This window comes from Mycobacterium sp. 1164966.3 (assembly GCF_001665395.1).
Taxonomy (GTDB): Bacteria; Actinomycetota; Actinomycetes; order Mycobacteriales; family Mycobacteriaceae; genus Mycobacterium.
On the sequence record NZ_LZSG01000062.1, the window covers coordinates 166,759 to 184,454 of the forward strand.

General features: G+C 67.2%; 9 protein-coding genes. 2 read left to right on the forward strand and 7 right to left on the reverse strand.

The window, feature by feature from the left end; all coding sequences use genetic code 11:
- Positions 1-10: 10 nt before the first annotated feature.
- The 6 genes from A9W99_RS27630 to eccCa form a co-directional block, all read right to left on the reverse strand.
- On the reverse strand, positions 11-1,957 hold the full coding sequence (locus A9W99_RS27630) for a serine/threonine-protein kinase (protein WP_156623232.1): 1,947 nt from the start codon (positions 1,955-1,957) through the stop codon (positions 11-13).
- Positions 1,958-1,989: 32 nt separating this feature from the next.
- On the reverse strand, positions 1,990-2,760 hold the full coding sequence (locus A9W99_RS21980) for a class I SAM-dependent methyltransferase (RefSeq protein WP_067383735.1): 771 nt from the start codon (positions 2,758-2,760) through the stop codon (positions 1,990-1,992).
- A 65-nt stretch (positions 2,761-2,825) separates the two neighbouring features.
- Positions 2,826-5,654, reverse strand: coding sequence for an AAA family ATPase (locus A9W99_RS21985; protein WP_067383182.1), 2,829 nt, complete (start codon positions 5,652-5,654; stop codon positions 2,826-2,828).
- Positions 5,655-5,791: 137 nt separating this feature from the next.
- The gene (gene mycP, locus A9W99_RS21990) at positions 5,792-7,204 is read right to left on the reverse strand and encodes a type VII secretion-associated serine protease mycosin (protein WP_067383738.1); all 1,413 of its coding nucleotides are present in this window, start codon (positions 7,202-7,204) and stop codon (positions 5,792-5,794) included.
- Positions 7,205-7,214: 10 nt separating this feature from the next.
- Positions 7,215-8,705, reverse strand: coding sequence for a type VII secretion integral membrane protein EccD (gene eccD, locus A9W99_RS21995; RefSeq protein WP_253870221.1), 1,491 nt, complete (start codon positions 8,703-8,705; stop codon positions 7,215-7,217).
- A complete protein-coding gene (gene eccCa, locus A9W99_RS22000; protein WP_067383188.1) occupies positions 8,702-12,736 on the reverse strand; it encodes a type VII secretion protein EccCa in 4,035 nt (1,344 codons plus the stop codon). The genes eccD (A9W99_RS21995) and eccCa overlap by 4 nt, the downstream gene beginning before the upstream one ends.
- An 88-nt stretch (positions 12,737-12,824) precedes the next feature.
- Here eccCa and eccD (A9W99_RS22005) point away from each other — a divergent pair, with 88 nt between their 5' ends.
- Positions 12,825-14,336 (forward strand): type VII secretion integral membrane protein EccD, encoded by a 1,512-nt coding sequence (gene eccD, locus A9W99_RS22005; RefSeq protein WP_253870224.1) that lies wholly within the window; start codon positions 12,825-12,827, stop codon positions 14,334-14,336.
- A gap of 4 nt (positions 14,337-14,340) precedes the next feature.
- Here eccD (A9W99_RS22005) and eccB read toward each other — a convergent pair whose 3' ends face one another.
- The gene (gene eccB / locus A9W99_RS22010) at positions 14,341-15,843 is read right to left on the reverse strand and encodes a type VII secretion protein EccB (RefSeq protein ID WP_067383191.1); all 1,503 of its coding nucleotides are present in this window, start codon (positions 15,841-15,843) and stop codon (positions 14,341-14,343) included.
- 109 nt (positions 15,844-15,952) lie between these two features.
- Here eccB and eccE point away from each other — a divergent pair, with 109 nt between their 5' ends.
- Positions 15,953-17,683, forward strand: coding sequence for a type VII secretion protein EccE (eccE, locus tag A9W99_RS22015; protein ID WP_253870227.1), 1,731 nt, complete (start codon positions 15,953-15,955; stop codon positions 17,681-17,683).
- Positions 17,684-17,696 lie beyond the last annotated feature (13 nt).

Below are 17,696 nucleotides of genomic sequence, written 5' to 3' on the forward strand. Positions count from 1 at the left end.
CAGGCCACGCTCAGCGGGCCGGCTCGATCACCGACACGGTGTTGTTGCTGTTTGCGGTGTACGCGGTGTGGGTGATCGAGTCGACAGCCACCGCCCACAACCGGGCGCCGACGTTGATGGTGGCGGTGACGGCGCGATTGGCGGTGTCGATGACGGACACGGTGCCGTCGGTGCTGTTGGTGGTGTAGGCGGTGTGAGCGGTGGGATCCACCGCTATCCCCCACGGGTTGGTGCCGACTTTGATGGTGGCGGTGACGGTGCGATTGGTGGTGTCGATCACCGACACGGTGTTGTCGCCGTAGTTGGCGGTGTACGCGGCGTGTGCGGTGGGGTCGACGACGACGCCGAGCGGGCCGTTTCCGACAGTGATCGTGGTGTTGGTGAGCGTGTGGTTGGCGGTGTCGATGACCGACACGGTGCCGTCGCTGTTGTTGGTGATGTACGCGGTGTGCGTGAGTGGATCTACGGCCACCCACTCCGGGTGTTTGCCGACTTGGACCGTGGCCGTGACGGCGCGGCTGACGGTGTCGATGACCGACACCGTGTTGTCCCAATTGTTGGCTGCGTAGGCGGTGTGGGTGGCGGGGTCCACCGCTATCCCCCACGGGTTGGTGCCGACTTTGATGGTGGCGGCGAGCGTGCGGCTGCTGGCGTCGACGACCGACACCGTGTCGTCGCGGTTGTCCGCGGTGTAGACGGTGTGCGTGGTCGGGTCCACGGCCACCCCGAGCGGACCTCTGTTCACCGGGATGGTGGCGGTGACGCCGCGGCCGGTGGTGTCGATGACCGACACCGTGTTGTCGCCATAGTTCGCGGTGTAGGCGGTGTGGGTGGCGGGATCGACCGTCACGCCCTCGGGGTGTTTGCCGACCGGAATGGTCGCGGTGACGAGGGCGAGGACGGTGCTAGGCGGTGAGTTCGCCGACTTGTGCGGCCGGTGACTGATCCAGTAGGGAATCGCGGCGGCGACCAGCACGACGACGGCGATCGTGGCGAGCACCGCGATCCGGCGGGCGCGCCTAGACCGCGCCGGGATAACGGCGTCCGAACCGCCGGCACGCACCGCAGTCGTCCCCGAGGGTGTGTCGCTGCGATGTTCCGACGGATTCAGTACGCGATCGGCGGCGGTCGCCAGTTCGCCCGCACTCGGGTAGCGGTCGTCGGGGTCTTTGGCCATACCTTTGGCGACGACCTCGTCGAATCCGGCAGGAATGCTCGCTCGATCCTGGCTGGGCCGCGGAATCGGAGATACCAAGTGCGCCGCGATCAGGGCAGCGACGTCGCCGATCGGATAGGGAGAGACGCCGGTCAGGCACTCGTAGAGCACGCAAGCCAACGCGTAGATGTCGGCGCGGTGGTCGACGTCCCCGCCGGCGAGTCGCTCCGGGGCCATGTAGGCGAAGGTGCCGATCGTGTTGCCGGCGGTGGTGAGTTTGGCGTCGCTGGCGGCATTGGCCAGCCCGAAGTCCACTAGGCACGCGAAGTCACCGGGAGCGAGAAGTACGTTGGCGGGTTTGACGTCGCGATGAATGATCTGCTCGGCGTGCGCCGCATCCAGGGCCGAAGCGATCTGAGCGACGATCGAGACGGCCCGCGCCGGACCCAGTGCCCCGTTGTCGTCCAGCACCGCGCGCAAGTCGGAGCCCGGGATCAACCGCATGTCGATGTAGAGCTGGCCGTTGATTTCGCCGTAGTCGTGGATCGGGACTACGTGCGGCTCGTTGAGCCGGCCTGCGGTGCTGGCTTCGCGGAACAGCCGCGCGCGGAAAACCGGGTTGCCCGAGTACGACGGCGGCAACAGCTTCAGCGCAACGGTCCGGTTCTTCTTGGTGTCGACGGCCGCATACACTTCGCCGAACCCGCCGCGACCCAGCAATCGGGTGAGCACGTAGTGGCCGAATCGCGATTCGCTGGGCCACTCCGCTGTGGTGCGGCCGGCCGGCGGTTCGTCTACCAACACCACCCCCTAGCGGTCACGATCCGTCGGCGTCAGCGCGGCTTGTGGGCCTCTATCAGTACCCGTGAGGTGTGGGTGACGAATGCCCCGTCGGCTTCGATCTGCTGGTGCAGTTTTAGCAGCTTATCCCGGTAGTTTTCGACCGCGAACCCGGGAACGACCCAGTCCAGCTTGCGCAGGAAATAGATGACGGCGCCGATGTCGAAGAATTCCAGCCGGATCTGCTCGTATCGTAGGTCGACCACATCGAGCCCGGCCGCACCCACTTCGGCCCTGACCTTATCGGGGTCAAGCTGTCCACGAATCCGGCGTTCGGGTTGCCGTTCCGAAAAGTACTCGATCAGCGTGCGCAGGTAGATCACGCCGACATGCTGGGCGAAGTACGTGCCGCCCGGTTTGAGTACCCGGGCGATCTCGTCCCACCACACCGCCGAAGGATGCCGGCTGCACACCAGGTCGAAGGCGGCGTCGGCGAACGGCAGCGGCGGCTCGTCGCCCGTGGTGGCGACCACCACGACGCCCAGTGGATGCAACAGCTGGGTGGCCAGCGCGATGTTGGGTGGCCACGGCTCGGTGGCAGCCATCGTCGCGGGAAAGACCGGGCCGGCCCCCGCCAGCACCTCACCCCCGCCGGTGTAGATGTCCAGCGCCGAGGCCACCTCCGGCAGGCGGGCACGCAGCAGTCGTTGGTATCCCCACGACGGGCGCTGCTCGGTGGCTCTGCCGTCCAGCCAGGAGAAGTCCCAGCCGGCTACAGAGACCGAGGCGGCCTCTGCGACCAGCTCCTCGAAGGTGCGCTTCACGTCGCACATCATCGCATCCAGATGCCCGCCCTCTAGAACGTCGCGCGAGTGTGAATCCTGCGACGCTAGGCCTGTTCTCGCGCGGGTCGCAGTCGTCCGAAGTTTTCGGCCACCGCCCCGGCCAGTTCGAGATATGCCTGTCTGGTCGCCGGCCTGAGCCGGGCGAAGTCGACGTCGGCCCCCTCGGCGAGATGGGGATCGAACGGGATCAGATGAATGGCGCGGCAACGCGGCTGGAAATGCTCGTACACCTTGTCCAGTTTCAACGCTGCCGAACCTGGACGCGACGCGCTGAGCACCACGTGAGCTTCCCGGACCAGTCCCGAATGTCCGTGTTGCATAAGCCAATCCAACGTTGCCGACGCACTTCGAGCGGCGTCGATGGCGGGCGAGCTCACCAGCACGATGGTGTGGGCCAGGTCCAGGATTGCCGACATCGCCGAATGCATGATCCCGGTGCCGCAATCGGTCAGGATCACGTTGTAGAAGTACCGCAATATCTCAACGGTGCGCCGGTAGTCGTCCGCGCCGAACACCTCTGCAACAGCCGGATCCTGTTCGCTGGCAAGCACTTCCAGCCGGCTGGCCGCCATCAGGGTGTGGTTCCGCACGTCGGCGTACCGGTGGATGTTCGGATCGGACAGCAGATCGCGCACCGTCGACGTGGTCGACGTGTCTCCGACTCGCTCGGCCAGGGTGCCGCGGTCGGGGTTGGCGTCAACGGCGATCACCCGGTCGTGGCGCACCATCGCCAGTGCCGACCCCAATCCGAAAGTGGTGGTGGTCTTGCCTACTCCACCTTTGATCGACAACACCGCGATGCGGAAGTCTCCGGCGATCGGCTGGCGGATCTCGGCAAGCAGATGCTCCTGCGTGCGTTCCTTGCGAGACGCTCCCGGATTGACGTGCCCGCCGGTCGCGTTGTGCACCAAACGGCGCCAACCTGACGGCGGCGCAAAGCGATACGGGTTGGTTATCTCGGCTTCGTCTATCGAAGGCGGCACCCGAAAAGGCTGGTAACTCGGGGGTGGCACTCCGACCGGCGGCCGGGGTGGTCCCGGCGATTCAGGACGCGGCGCTGGTGGCGGTTGGCCGGTGGCCGGGGCGTGAGACGCCGGCGGTGGCTTCTTGGCCCGCTGACCGGGCGGCGGTCCGGGCCACCACGGCGGTGGTGGAAACGGGCCCGGAAGCGGCGGTGGCGGCCACGGCGGTAGGGCACCCGGAGGTGGTCCCGGACGGAATTTGGCCGGCGGCGCCTGGGGAGGCTGGGGATGCGGTGTGCGGTGTCGGCTGGACGCCGCAGGCGGCTCAGCTGCCGGTGCGGGCGGCTGCGCGTGGGGCACCCCCAGATCCTCGTCGGGAACCCTTTCGAATACTGCCGAGATCATCGAACCAGCCATCTGCCACGGCGGTGGGGCCGGACGGCGCGCGGCGGGCCCCTTTGACCGTTCCTCGGCGGCAGGCGCCGTGTTCGGGTCGTCCTGTGCTGGTGATGGCGCCTCTGCCGGGACGACGGGACCGGCGGGTTCCTGCTCGTTCGGCTGTTCAGCCGGCGAGTCCGTCTCGGCCACGTCATGCAGCGGGGCCTCTACGCCGGGCTCCTCCGCTGGCGGCCATTGCGTTTCGGTGGCATCGTCCGCGGATTCGTCCAACGCTTCCGGTTCAGCCGGCGTTTCGGGCTCCGACGTCGCGTCTTGCGATGAATCCACCTGGGCCTCAGCATCACTCGAAAACTCCGCGGACAACCATTCCGGGGCCGCGGCGTCCGATTCGTCGCCGAGTGTGGAGTCGACCACCGATTCGTCGGGTGCGGCCGAGGCGTGTGCCCGCCTGGCCGCGATCTGCTCGAGCAGCGCCGCGGCTCGCAACTCGATGTCATCGAGTTCCCCGGGTACGGATGCACCGGTTGCCGCCTCGTCGGATGCCGACGATTCGGCGAATGTGTCAGGCTCCGGCGAAAGGTCGGAAATCGGCTCCGGCGGTACCGGCTCAGGGTCGGGCACCACCTCAACACGCGGTTCGGGTTGAAACTCCGGAACCGGCTCTGCTGAAACCGACTCAGGCTCTAGCGCCGCCTCAGCAAACGACGAATCATCCGCCCACGCCGTCGACTGCGCCGGCGGCTCGAATTCTGTTGCAGCCTCGGGTGTATTCGGCAAGTCGCTTCCCGCGGACCACGGCTCGGCATGTCGTGGCTCCCCATCATCGACCGACGGTGCCGTCGCATCGGGAGAGTCCGCGACGGGAGGAGCGACGTCTTCTTGGTCGGCCGGCAACGGTGGTTGGGCACTGGTGGGCACCGACGTCCCCTCTGCCTCCGGAGGGATCGCCTTTTCAGTGGGCTGAGCCTGCTCGACCGCCAGCTCACGCGGTGGCGGCGCAAAGGGCGCTGGTTCATCGGCCGATGCAGCGGCGCGCATCTCGGGCGGGGAGGGCTGGTCCGGGTGAGGTCGGGGGCGGTCATATCTCACCGCAACCCGCCTGGGCCGAAACTCCGGCGCATCCTCGGGTTCGGCTCGGGACTCCCGCGCGTCCGTCGGCTGGCGCCGCGACACCGGGATGCGTTCCCGCCTCGGTGGGAACTCCGCCGAGGCGTCAAAGGGCCCCGTGACCAGAATCTCGTCGCGCTTGGCTGCCGGATCGGGAATGGCGGGGTCGGCTACCGCGCGTTGCTGTCGCGTTTCACGCTGGCTCGGCGAGCGCCCCGACCGCACCGAGTCATGGCCGTTGACGTCCACCTTTGCCTCGTCGGCGCGATGTTTGCCGGCATCCTCTTTGTCTTGCCGTTTCCCCCGGCCGAGGTAAACGCGCCGTCCCTTCTTCTCGTCGGGCAACCAGGGCGGACGCGCCAACGAACCGCGCTCGTCCTCGGCGGGTGTGTGCTTGGCCAACATCCCCCCTCTCGACCGGTTCCGGGTCGTGCGCCGTATCCAATCGTACGTAGCGCAAAATGCTTAATTTTCAGTTCGAGACTTCCACGCATTGCCGCTGCTCAGGAGGTCGATTCTGCTCGGGATCGACCGGCGTGCGGCTACTGTTCCGGCTGGTCAGCCCCGGAATCGGCGGCTCGTGCCGCGCGGCGCCTGCTGGCCACCGAGAGCGCCCAGGCGACCCCCGCCAGCGCCAAGGTTGCCAGTGTGACCGACATCACGATGATGCGAGCGCGCTGGCTACCGGGATCGACACGAGGGCGTCCGGCGATCGGCGTCGCCGCATCGGGGTTGGGGTTTGGCGCTGGAAGGCGATAGGTCAACGCCGCCACCGCGTCGACCACGCCGTATCCGGTGGCCTCGTTAGGCCCGGCGCCCGGCGTGTGGGCGGTGTGCTTGATCAGATCGATCACCTGACCGGCGTTCAGCTCGGGAAACCGGGACCGGATCAGGGCCACCACTCCGGACACGAACGGCGCCGCGAAGCTCGTGCCGTTGATCACCGCCAGCCCTTGTGTGCTCATGATGGCGTTGATCAGGCCGGGTCCGCGCGAGTCCAGCGAGACGATCCGTTCACCGGGTGCCGCCACCCCCAGCCAGGGCCCGCGCAGGCTGAAATCGGCAGGCTCCCCGGACGTAGTCAGTGCGCCGACCGTCAACACGTAGTCGTTGAACCAGGCCGGACTGGCGACGGTCCGCACCGAATCCCACCCGCTCTGCAACGGCAGGTTCGGGTCCGCCATGGCGTTTTGGGTTTTGCAGAAGTCTTGGCTGTTGACATTTCCCGCGGCGGCCACCACCACCACGTTGTGTTCGTAGGCGTAGCGAACCGCGCGACCGAGTTGCACATCGTCGAGCCCGGCGCCGACCGGGCTGCAAGCCACTTCCGAGAGGTTGATCACGGTGGCGCCCAGGTTGACCGCGCGCGTGATCGCATACGCCAGAGTCAGGGTGTTGCCGTATCCCTTCGACACCGCGTTCGGATCGTTGGCCTGCCCGGAGCCCCCCTCCGTCACGCCGTAGACCGTGCTGTTCTGCCGGATCGACAGGATCGTCGCTTCCGGGGCCACCCCGGCGAAGCTGTCGGCGGGACTGGGCGAACCCGCGATGATTCCCGCAACCACGGTTCCGTGTGAGTCGCAATCCTGCAGGCCGTCGGTGTTGGACACGTAGTCGCCGCCGCCCTCCAGCGCCGGCAACCGCGGGTGCCGATTCACCCCGGTGTCGATGACGGCGACCTTCTGTCCGGCCCCGCGGGAAAACCGCCACGCGTTCACGTAGCCGAGCATCGCTTCCGCGCTCGTCTGCAAGGTGAAATCGGTCTGCGGCAACACTCCGGTCGGGATCCCGCAGATCGCTTTGAGATCCGTGGGCTCGATCGGGCCGAGCGCCCCGTTGGGTGGTGGACCCGGTTCCACCACCGGGGGCCGAATCGCCCACGCCGCCGCGGGATTGGCCGCCGCCGCCAACATCGACGCGGCCAGCGCTGCGGCGATCCGTCGGCTGATCGTCATCGGGCTCACGTCAGAACCCCAGCCACTGGTAGACGCCCATTACCCACAGCGCCAACGGAACAAGGGATCCGACGGCCGCGTACTCCGCATAGGCAAGCAACGAAGCCAGCCGACGCGGCAGCCCACCGCCGGCCCCGGTCAAGCCGGCCAACGCGGCACCAACCGCGACGGCCAGCAGCACGCCGAGCCCCATGACCGGCATCGGCGTGATCCCGCCCTGGGCCAGCACGCAACCGACAGCGACAATCGCGACGGCGGGCACCGCCAACGCTGCGCGCTCGAACCAGGTTTCGACCGTTCTGCTGCGCAGAGCCAGCACCGCCGCGCACGCCAACGCGAACACAAACGCGGGCCAGTGCAGGACGGCGTTGCCCAGCAGCAGCGTCACGTTCACCGCTACACCGGCAGCCAAACCGGTCAGCAACGCCGCCCGCGTTACCGTCGCCGACTTCGCCTTGGCCCAGACGGCCTCCGCGGTCGGCATCGCCGTGCCCGAATCGCCGTCGCGGTCCTTGGTCGACGCGGGCGGCTGGAACGGGTTCTCGAAGTCCCAGTCCTCACGATTGGTTCCCACAGTGACCGTCGGTGTCTCGAATCGGCCCAGCCGCACCGTAAGCCGCGGCACCGTGAGGCAGATCAGTATCGCGGCCACCGCCGATGTCACGAACACGATGTCGGCTCGTCCATGTAGCGCACGGCCGAGCATTGCGATGCCGGTCAGACCGAATGCCAGCGCGCCGGCCAGATAGGCCCAGTGCCCGGTCCCGATCATCCGGTCGTAGACGGCGCACAACACCACCACCGCCGCGCAGGCGGCCGCCAGGCCGTAGTCGCCGTAACGGGCCAGCAGGGCCCACGCGATGCCAGCCGTGATCGGGATCGCCGCCCACCCCAGCGCCGCGGCCACGTCGTCAAGCCCGTAGGAACGGTGCGCCAACGCGGCGCCGCCGGTCAGCGTCAGCACCACGGCCACGGCCAGTGCGACGATCACGTAGTGGTCGGCGTGGTCGGCCAGGGAGCCCCGGCCGAGCAGACAATAGACAAGGGCCAGGCCGGCGAGGTGGACACCGGCGAAGGCCATCCAGCGCGCCGAGGCCGCGTTCCAGGCGGCGTAAGCCGCCTTGTTCAGCCGGCCGACGGCGTCGACCACATCGTCGTAGAGGATGGGTGGCGACAGTGCCCGCCGCGACGACAGCCGCAGCAATTCGCCACTGAGCACCCCGGCTTCGCGCAAAGTTTGGTCGGGTCGTACGGGGGTGCCGTTGTCGAATCTGCTGAGCACCCAGAAGGTCCGGCGCTCGTCCTTCGACGCCGCTTCACCGTCGCGTTCGCTGTCCCGGGAACGGACGAGCCGCGCCAGCTCCGGAACGAAGCCGGACACCGGAACATCCAGTGGCAGTGGGATGTCCAGCTGCGTGCGTCCCCCGAAGACCGACACCCGGATGTGGTCGGGAGCGGCCGACGCCACTCGGATTCGCCTGAGCTCACTGACCCCGGTCACAGGTCGGGCATCCTGGACAGCTGGATCACTCCGCTCTTCATGGTGCGCGACACCAGCATTCCCCGCCCCGGCGGCATCTCGGTGGGCTTATAGCCGAACAGCGCGCCTTCGTCTTTCGTGCCGCTCATCACCAAACCGTGGCAGGACAAATCCTTGAGGCGTCCGATGAACTGGTCCATCATGGCGCGCGCCGCGCCGCCGATGCGGCGGGTCACCACCACCCGCAGACCGATATCGCGTGCCTGGGGCAGATATTCGACCAACGGACTCAGCGGGCTGTTCATCGAGCCGCTCACGATGAGGTCGTAGTCGTCAATCATGACGTAGATGTCCGGGCCCGACCACCACGATCGGTCTTTGAGCTGCTGCTGGGTGATGTCGCTGGGCGGCAGCCGATCCTTCAGCGTTGCCGCGAGCGCGGTCATCAGCTCCGCGCAGGACTGCGACGCCGTGGCGTATCCGCCCAGATAGTCGTTGGCCACCACGCCGAGCATCGAGCGACGGAAATCGACCAGGACGATCTTGCACTGTTCGGGCGTGGCGTTCTCCATCAGCCCGGTGGCGATGTTGCGCAGCAGACCGGTCTTGCCGCACTCCGCGTCGCCGAACGCCACCAGATGTGCCTGCGTGTCGAAATCCAGTACCACGGGCCTTAATTCGGCCTCGTTGATGCCGATGGCGACGCATGACTTGCCCAGCATCCCGGCCGATTGCGCCGCCCGGACCACGGCGGCGCGATCCACCTTGTGCGGAAGCATCCGGACGCGCGGTGCTTGCCGGTTGCCGTAGTGGGCGCGCATCGCAGTGACCGCTGCTGCCACACCCCCGGGCAGATCCTCGACGCCCGAACTGGAATCGAGCCGCGGCAGCGCGATCAGGATGTGCAGCCGCTCGTGACTCATACCCCGGCCGGGGCGGCCGACGGGGATCAATTCGTTGAACCTGCGGCCGACGTCGCTGTCCAGCGCATCGCCCAATTTCAATTCGATGCGGGTACCGAGCATGTCCTTGACGGCCGCGCGCATCTCCATCCAGCGCGACGCCGAGATCACCAGGTGTATTCCGTATGAAAGTCCCTGCACAGCAAGCGAATTCAGGGTAGGCTCGAGCATTTCGAAGTCGCTTCTGACCGATGCCCAGCCGTCGATAACCAAGAACAAATCGCCGAACTTGTCCTGGCTCAACGGATCTTGCGCGGCAACCTCGGGCGGCAGGGTTGCCAGCTGCGCCTTGCGGGCCCGGAAGTCGCGCATCGATTCGATGCCGAGATCGCGGAACCGCACCTCTCGGGCGCGCAGCACCCCCGACACCTCGGCCACCGTGCGGCGGATCGCGTCGGCGTCCATCCGGCCGGCGACGCCGCCGACGTGCGGCAAATTCGCCATACTGGATAGCGTGCCGCCGCCGAAGTCCAGGCAGAAGAACTGCACCTGTTCCGGGGTATGGGTGGCAGCCGCCGACATGATCAGCGTGCGCAGCGTCGTCGACTTGCCCGACTGTGGGCCGCCGACCACAGCGACGTTGCCCTGGGCACCGGACAGGTCGATCATCAGCACGTCGCGGCGCTGATCATAGGGCCGGTCCACGACACCCATGGGCATCCACAACCGCCCGTCGAGGTTCTCGCCCGCCGACCAGTTGGCGTCCGGCAGCAGCTGATTGATCGCGGGACTCTCGTCCAGGGGCGGCAACCACACCTCGTGGGCCGGCCGGCCGTGGCCTCGCAGCCGCGAGACGACGACGTCGAGCAATGTCGTCTTCGTCGGAGATGACGGCATACCGGAATCCGGTACGCGCCCTTCTGGTTCCGGGGCGGCCGGCACGGCGTCTTTTTTGACCGGCGTGGCCGTGAACAATTTGGGCGCCAGCGCGCCCAGCTGCCTGCCCCGGCCGCTGTGTGCGGCACGGCGCGGCGGGATATATTCTCCCGAGACGTAGCACGTGTTGAACCGAACCGGTTCGGACGCATCGCATTTCAAGAAAGCCGAGCCGGGGACACTGGGCAGGTGGTAGGCGTCCGGCACGCCCAGGACGCTGCGTGACTCGCCCGCGGAGAAGGTCTTGAGCCCGATTCGGTAGGACAGGTGCGAGTCCAGCCCGCGCAACTTGCCTTCCTCAAGCCGTTGCGAAGCCAGCAGCAGGTGCACGTGCAATGACCGGCCCAACCGCCCGATCATCACGAACAACTCGGCGAAATCCGGCTTCTGCGAAAGCAGTTCGGAGAACTCGTCGACGATGATGAACAGCGCCGGTAGGGGGTCCAACTCCGCGCCGTTCGCCCGGGCGCGTTCGTACTCGTTGACGTTCGGGAAGTTGCCGGCCGCACGCAGCAGCTCCTGACGCCGGTTCAGCTCACCGGCAAGCGCGTCGCGCATACGGTCGACCAGGATGAGCTCGTCTTCCAGATTGGTGATGATCGCCGCGATGTGCGGCACCCCCTCCAGCCCGAGAAACGTTGCGCCGCCCTTGAAGTCGACCAGCACCAGGTTCAGCACGTCGGGCGAATGCGAGGTGACCATCGACAACACCAGCGTGCGTAGGAACTCCGACTTTCCCGAACCGGTAGCGCCGATGCACAATCCGTGCGGACCCATCCCGGACTCGGCGGACTCCTTGATGTCCAGTTCCAGCGGCTGGCCGTTGGGCGTGTACCCGATCGGCACCCGCAGCCGTTCGCGCGGCGAGCGTTTGCGCCACACCTGCTCGGGAACGATCTCGGCGGCGTCGGGAATCTTCAACAGCGCCATCAGCCCCGGGTCGGTGGCCCGTGAGTCGGCCTCCAGGCTGACGATGTGTGCGGCGCTGGCCAGCCGGTAGCGGCCGATGCGGCGGGCTGTCGCCTCGGCCTCCGCGACGGTGATCGTGTCGGGGGTGGCGAACCGCTCTACCCCGACCGCGGTACGAGCCCCGACATGCTCACCCTCCGAGTCGTCTTCGACCACCAACTGCAGCCCCCGCCGGTTCGCCGCCGCATCCGCGCCGTTCAGGTCCAGCAGGGTGACGCTGTCCAATCCGGCGTCGGTGACCAGTCGTTCGGTGCCGCTGATGTACCCGTCGTCGATAACCACCACCAGCTGTTTGAGGCCCTTGACCGGCTCCGCGTTGCGGCTGAACCGGCCCCGCTCCCCCAGGTCGGTCGCCAGCGACCGCTCCAGCAGCTCCAGGCTCGGAAAGAGCAGCCGCAGCGAGCCCATGCCGTCGCGGGCCGTAGCGTGCTGGGCTTGCGGCAGCCACTTGACCCAGCGCCAGTTCTCGCCGTCCGGGTTGGCGGTCACCACCGCCACCTGCACATGGTCGGGGCCGTGAAAAGCGCACAGCTCCAACACCATTGACCGCACCAACTGCCGCGCCAACTTTCGGTCGCCCTCGAACGTGATGGCGGGAAATGCCCGCAGCGACACCGCGGTGGGCAGTGCGTGCACCACGGAATGGGTCTTGACGAAACGGCGCAGCGCCACCGTCGACACGGGTTCGAGGTCCTCGGGCGGGCCGGTTTCCGGGGCCAGCAGGCGGGTGGCCAGTCGGTGTGTCCCGATGCCCACCCGGACGTGACAGAAGTCGTTGTCGGTGGGTCGGCGTTCCCACATCCGGCGGCTGCCCACGACGTCGGCCAGCGCCCGCGGATCGGGGTGGCTCCACTCCAGTGCCGTGCGCTGCCCCTCGCCGGTCATGTCGGCGTCGTCGCGCAGGTTGGCCAGGTAGCTGAAGTAGTCCTTGCGCTCTTCGTTGAGCTCGGCGGCCGCCTTGCCGGACCGCGCGCCGCCGCCCATGAACATGCCGGCCATCGACATGACCATCATCATCGGGAAGATCAGGAACATCGGGTTCTTCGTCAGGTCGCGGCCCCCGACGGTCACCATCAGCGCGATCATGCCGATGACGGCAACGATCAGCACGAAAGGCAGCAGCTTCATCAGGAGGTTGCCCGGAATCACCCGCGGCACCTCCGGCGGAGCCTGCAGGTTGACTTCGCCACCCGGCATCCGTGGTGGCGACACCCGCAGTCGGCGCACAAAACCCTGCGTACTCAACAGGTCATTCCCCGAAACTCGAAAGCAAATTTAAAGACGTCCCTAGGTATTGTCACCAACCGATGACCCAAAATTCCCCAGGAGGACGATGGCGATGACTCTACCGCCGTCGCTGTCCGAGCTTGACGCGGAATCCGAGGTCGAGCCCACGCTCAGCCGAGTCACATTGGTGGTCGGCGACCTGCGGCTGGACTTCGGATTGCCGGCGAATACCAGCATTGCCGCCTTCATCGACGACGTCATCGACATCGCCAACGAACACCTGGCGGCACATCCCGGGCCCGACCCGGGACCAGAAGGACTGGTCTTCGACACCACCGAGGGCAAATGGACCCTGGCCCGGCTCGGTGACGACCCGATCGACCCCAGCCGATCGCTGAACGAGGCCAACGTCTACGACGGTGAGCTGCTGGCCATCCGCGAGATCGACCAGCCGGCCCGGCCGATGCTGTTCGACGACGTGGAAGACCCCGTCGAGGACGCCGGGCAAACCGGAAGTCCGATCATCAGCTGGCTGGATCGAGATGCCCGGCTGCTCACCTGCTTCGGGGTGGGGCTGGCCGCCACTGTCACCGCCGCGTTTCTGTTGCCGCGACACACTGCCCAGATATACATTCCCGCCGCCGCCCTCGGAGTCGGCGTCTTGGCGGTGCTCGTCGCGTGCGTGATCGCCCATCGTTCGGCGGGTGCCTGGCGCTCGGAGTGGCTGGCCTCGGTGGGAATTCCGCTGGTGTTCAGCGGCTCCCTGTACGTCGTGCCCGACGCCTTCGGTGCGAAGTCGCTGCCCATGGCCTTCGGTCTGACCGGGCTGGCGTCGCTGCTGGTGTTGCTGATCACCGGCCGCGGCAGGGCCCTGCACACCGCGGTGATCTCCCTGGCAGTAATCGGCGGCGCCGCGGCAGTGGTTGGCCTGCTGTGGAATCCGCCGCCCCGGGCCACCGGGGCGGTGCTGGCAACCGTGTCGGTGATCGTCGTCTACCTGTCACCCCGGGTGACGATCCTGCTGGCCAAGCTGCCGGTGCCGCGGGTGCCGACGGCCGGCGAGCCGCTTGACGACATCGAAACCCAGGGCGGAACCACCGTCGAAGGCGTCAATGCCGTCGGCAAGCAGGTGATCCCGACCGAGGAAGGCATGATCGTGCGGGTTCGCCGGGCCAGCCAATACCTGACCGGCATTTTGACGGCCACCGCAATCACCGCCACCGTCGGCTGTTACCTGGCGGTCGACGTCAGTGGCCGGTTCTATTGGCAGGGCACGGTTTTCGCGATTGCGGTGGCTACGGTCCTGTGCCTGCGCGGGCGCACCCACCACGATCTGGTGCAGAGCGCCACGCTGATCGGCGCCGGGTTGGCGATCGCTTTGCTGTCGATCGTCAAAATGGCGGTGGGCCTTGACAACTGGGAATTATCCGCGGCACTGGCCCTGGTGGTGCTGATCGTGCTGGTCGTCGCGTGCGGGATCGTCGCGCCGAGGTTGGAGTTCTCCCCCGTGATGCGTCGGCAGGTCGAAATCCTGGAATACATCGCCATCGTGCTGGTTTTCCCGCTGTGCTGCTGGATTGTGCGGCTGTATGCGATGTTTCGGGAACTGCGGATCTGAGCGCTTACGACTTGGGTTGCTCGACCGTTGATCCGCGCGGGTCGGCGCCCATCCCGTCATGCGCGATCAGTGCGGCCTCCTGGGACAGCTCCGGCCCGGCCGGCAACAACGACACCACCGGCCACGGCGCCAGTTGCGGGACATCGCCCTCGACGCGGGGATCGTGCACGCCGGTGACTCCCAACGCGGCGGCGGTCGGCGGATCCTTGATGTGGTAGCGCACCCCGGCGTCGGACACGTAGAACAGTTGTCCCATGGCCCGGCTGTCCGCATTACCCCCGGTGGCCTGGACGTATTCGCCGGTGCCGGGCTTGAGGTACACCGAGTCGACGCCCGGCCCATTGCCGTCGGCGGTTGCCAGACCCACCGGCTGCGCGCCGTCCGGAATGGGCAGACGATGACCGACCAGCAACCGGACAGTGGCCTGCGCAGCGCTGTTCGCCCGCTCCCACGCCATGCACACCACCCGGTCCGGCTCGGTGTTCACGACTTGCGGCGACACGCTGGGGTAGTGGTCGACCGGCAGCGTGTGGACTATCGGGATTTGGCTGACCAGTGCCGGCGGCACTTCCCTGGCCCCTTGTGACGCAATCTCATTCGGATTGCTGTAGCGGATTATGTCGGCAGCCGCCGAGGAGACCGGTTGCAGCCCGTTGGGCAGCACCACATAGAGCTGCTCACCCCGCGAGTCGACGGTCTTGACGATCGAGCCCACGAAGAGCGGACTGCCCGGAATGGCGCTCCCGGCGTTGGGAATCATCACCGACCTGATCGGGGGGACCAGCGGAAACGCGTTGAGCAGCGACCCCGAGATCGGACGTATCTGCGCATTCCGCAGATGCAAGGCGTTGATGACGGCCGACTCGTGGGGGTCGATCTGGGCGCGCACGCCGTCGAAGATCAGGTAGACCGCGTCGCCCGATATCACCAGCAGCATCTGCGCCGGCGACGCCCTGCGGATGTCGTCGCCCAGCGTGAGGTCGCCCGCGATGACCGTGGTCTGCACACTGGCCACACCGGTGCTCTTGGTCACGTCCGGGGTCGCGATGGTGTCGCACACCGTCCACGCCGACATGCGCATGTCGGCACCGCCGCGAATGCTGTTGGGAGCCCCGACAATTCCCACCATCGGGCCGCGAGGCAGCTGGTTGAGCCATTTGTCGCTGACCGGTTTCGGGGTATCGGGTTTCCCGGTGATCAGCCGGGCAGACGCCAAATTGAGAACCGGGTGCAATCGATCGCCGATGCGCACGTAGAGGCCGCCGTTCGAGGTGCTGAGCAGTATTTGCGCATTGCCAATGCTGGGCGACGGCTTGAAAAACGCGAGCACGCCGCACGCGCCGGTGACGAGTACCGCGATCACCAGGCCCACGAGCAGCGACCGGATCTGGCCGCGCATCGGGTCGTGAATCATCCGCGAGTCGGCGCGAATCAGCGCGTGTTCCAACCGCCGCGTCAAGAACCGATAGCCGTTTACTTGCGCGCGCGTGGTGATTTGCGCGGGCATAACCACTCCCATCAGCGTCGGTCCAGCACCGAGCCTCGGTAGCGTATAACAAGGCCAAGCGCTAAAGCCGCGCGAGTTTTCGCCCTGCGCCGTGGATAAGATTCCCTCTGTGCCGCGCCGCCCGACGACGCCCCCGAGCCGGGGCACGCCATCGGAAGCGAACGGACTTCGCTCGACGATCGACATCGGTGCGCAGCGCCTGCTGCCGCTGGCCGATCTGCTTGTGCTGCAACTGCTGGTCGCCGTGGGAACGCTGATCGCGCCGCTCCTCGGATTTCCCGGCTGGCAGGGCAGCGTGGCCGGACTCGCCGTGGCGTTGATCTTGGTGGTTCGGTTCCGCGGCACCACGCTGCCGCGGTTGATCGCGCTGCGCACCGGTTTCTGGCGACAGCGCCGGATAAGAGGTAGGCGCGCCAAAAAGCAGACTCCGGCCGAACCCTTCGACGTGCCCATGGCCGAAGGCACTCTGATCGGTTTCCGTTGGGACGGAAGCACTTTGATGTCACTGCTGCAAATCGAGGAGAACCCGCAGGCGATGACGATCATGGAGCCCGGGATGACGGTTTCCGGCGAAACCGTGCCCGTGCAGGCTCTGGTCGACTGTCTGCAGCAATTCGACATCACCCTGGATTCGATCGACGTGATCAGTCAGGGCGCCCGGTCGCAGGGTCACAGCCAGGTGGCCGCCGTCTACGACGCCGTCCTGGGTCCACTGCCGGCGATCGCCCAGCGCAACGTGTGGATCGCCATCCGCTTCGACCCGTCACGATGCGCGGCCGCGGTGCGCCGGCGCGGCGGCGGCCGCAATGGAATCCTGCGCGCGGCCGCCACAGCAACGCGCCGGGTGGCCAACCGGCTGACCGAGGGTGGCCTGCGCATCCGGGTGTTGACGGCCAGTGAGATCGGCCAGGCCACGAACCAGCTGGCCGACGGGGTGGATCTGGCCACGGTCGAGGAGACTTGGCGCACCTGCCGGGAGGGTCGGTTCCGGCTGCGCAGCTTCGCCATCAGGCCACGGATGCTCACCACCGGGGGACTCGGCCTGCTGTGGACCATCCCCAGCTACTCCACCACGATGTGCCTGTCGCTGCGCCGCGATCGTCCGCGCGGCCCGGTCCAGATCCGCGGGCTGGCCCGCTTCGACGCCCACGGCCGGGCCCGCATCGACCTGCGTGGCCTGACCCATCTGCGTGGCTACCAGTACTCGGCGCTGGCAGCGACCCTGCCAGTGCCTCCTCCGCCGCGGCAGGTCGAAAAGTGGGCGTACTCAAGCGATTCCACAACGCGAGATGGAGTCCGGGATTTCGAGCAGCTGTACATCCCGGCCTCCGGGTGCGGGCAGGTGATCGGCGCCGACGACCACGGTCGGGCGGTGGCGCTGTCGCTGTTCGGACCGCAGATCCGCCGGGTGGAGATTGCCGGCACGCTGCATCTGGCTCAACAGGTGGTGCTGCGGTCGTTGGCGCTGGGGGCACACGTCCTCGTCCACAGCCGGCGACCGGCGAAGTGGCGCACCATGGTCGACGAGGTCGACGATCACGACCTGCTGTGGGTCACCGACTTCAACCGCGGTTCCATGCAGGCGGGGTCCGATCGCAATTACTCGGTGGAGATGTTCGACGGGGTGGCCGAGCAATCGGTGCGGGTCGGGGTGACCGCGATCGTGGTAGTCCCGCCCGACTCTGCCGTAACAGCCAACGCCGACGTCGCGCTGGAATTGCTCGACATCGACACCGACTCCGTCAAAGTCAGTACCCGGGCCGGCTCGTCGGTTGTGACCATGGTCGCCACCGACGAGGAGATGCGCTACCTCAAAGCGTCGTTGGCCGACGAAGACTGAAATCTAAGGAGTA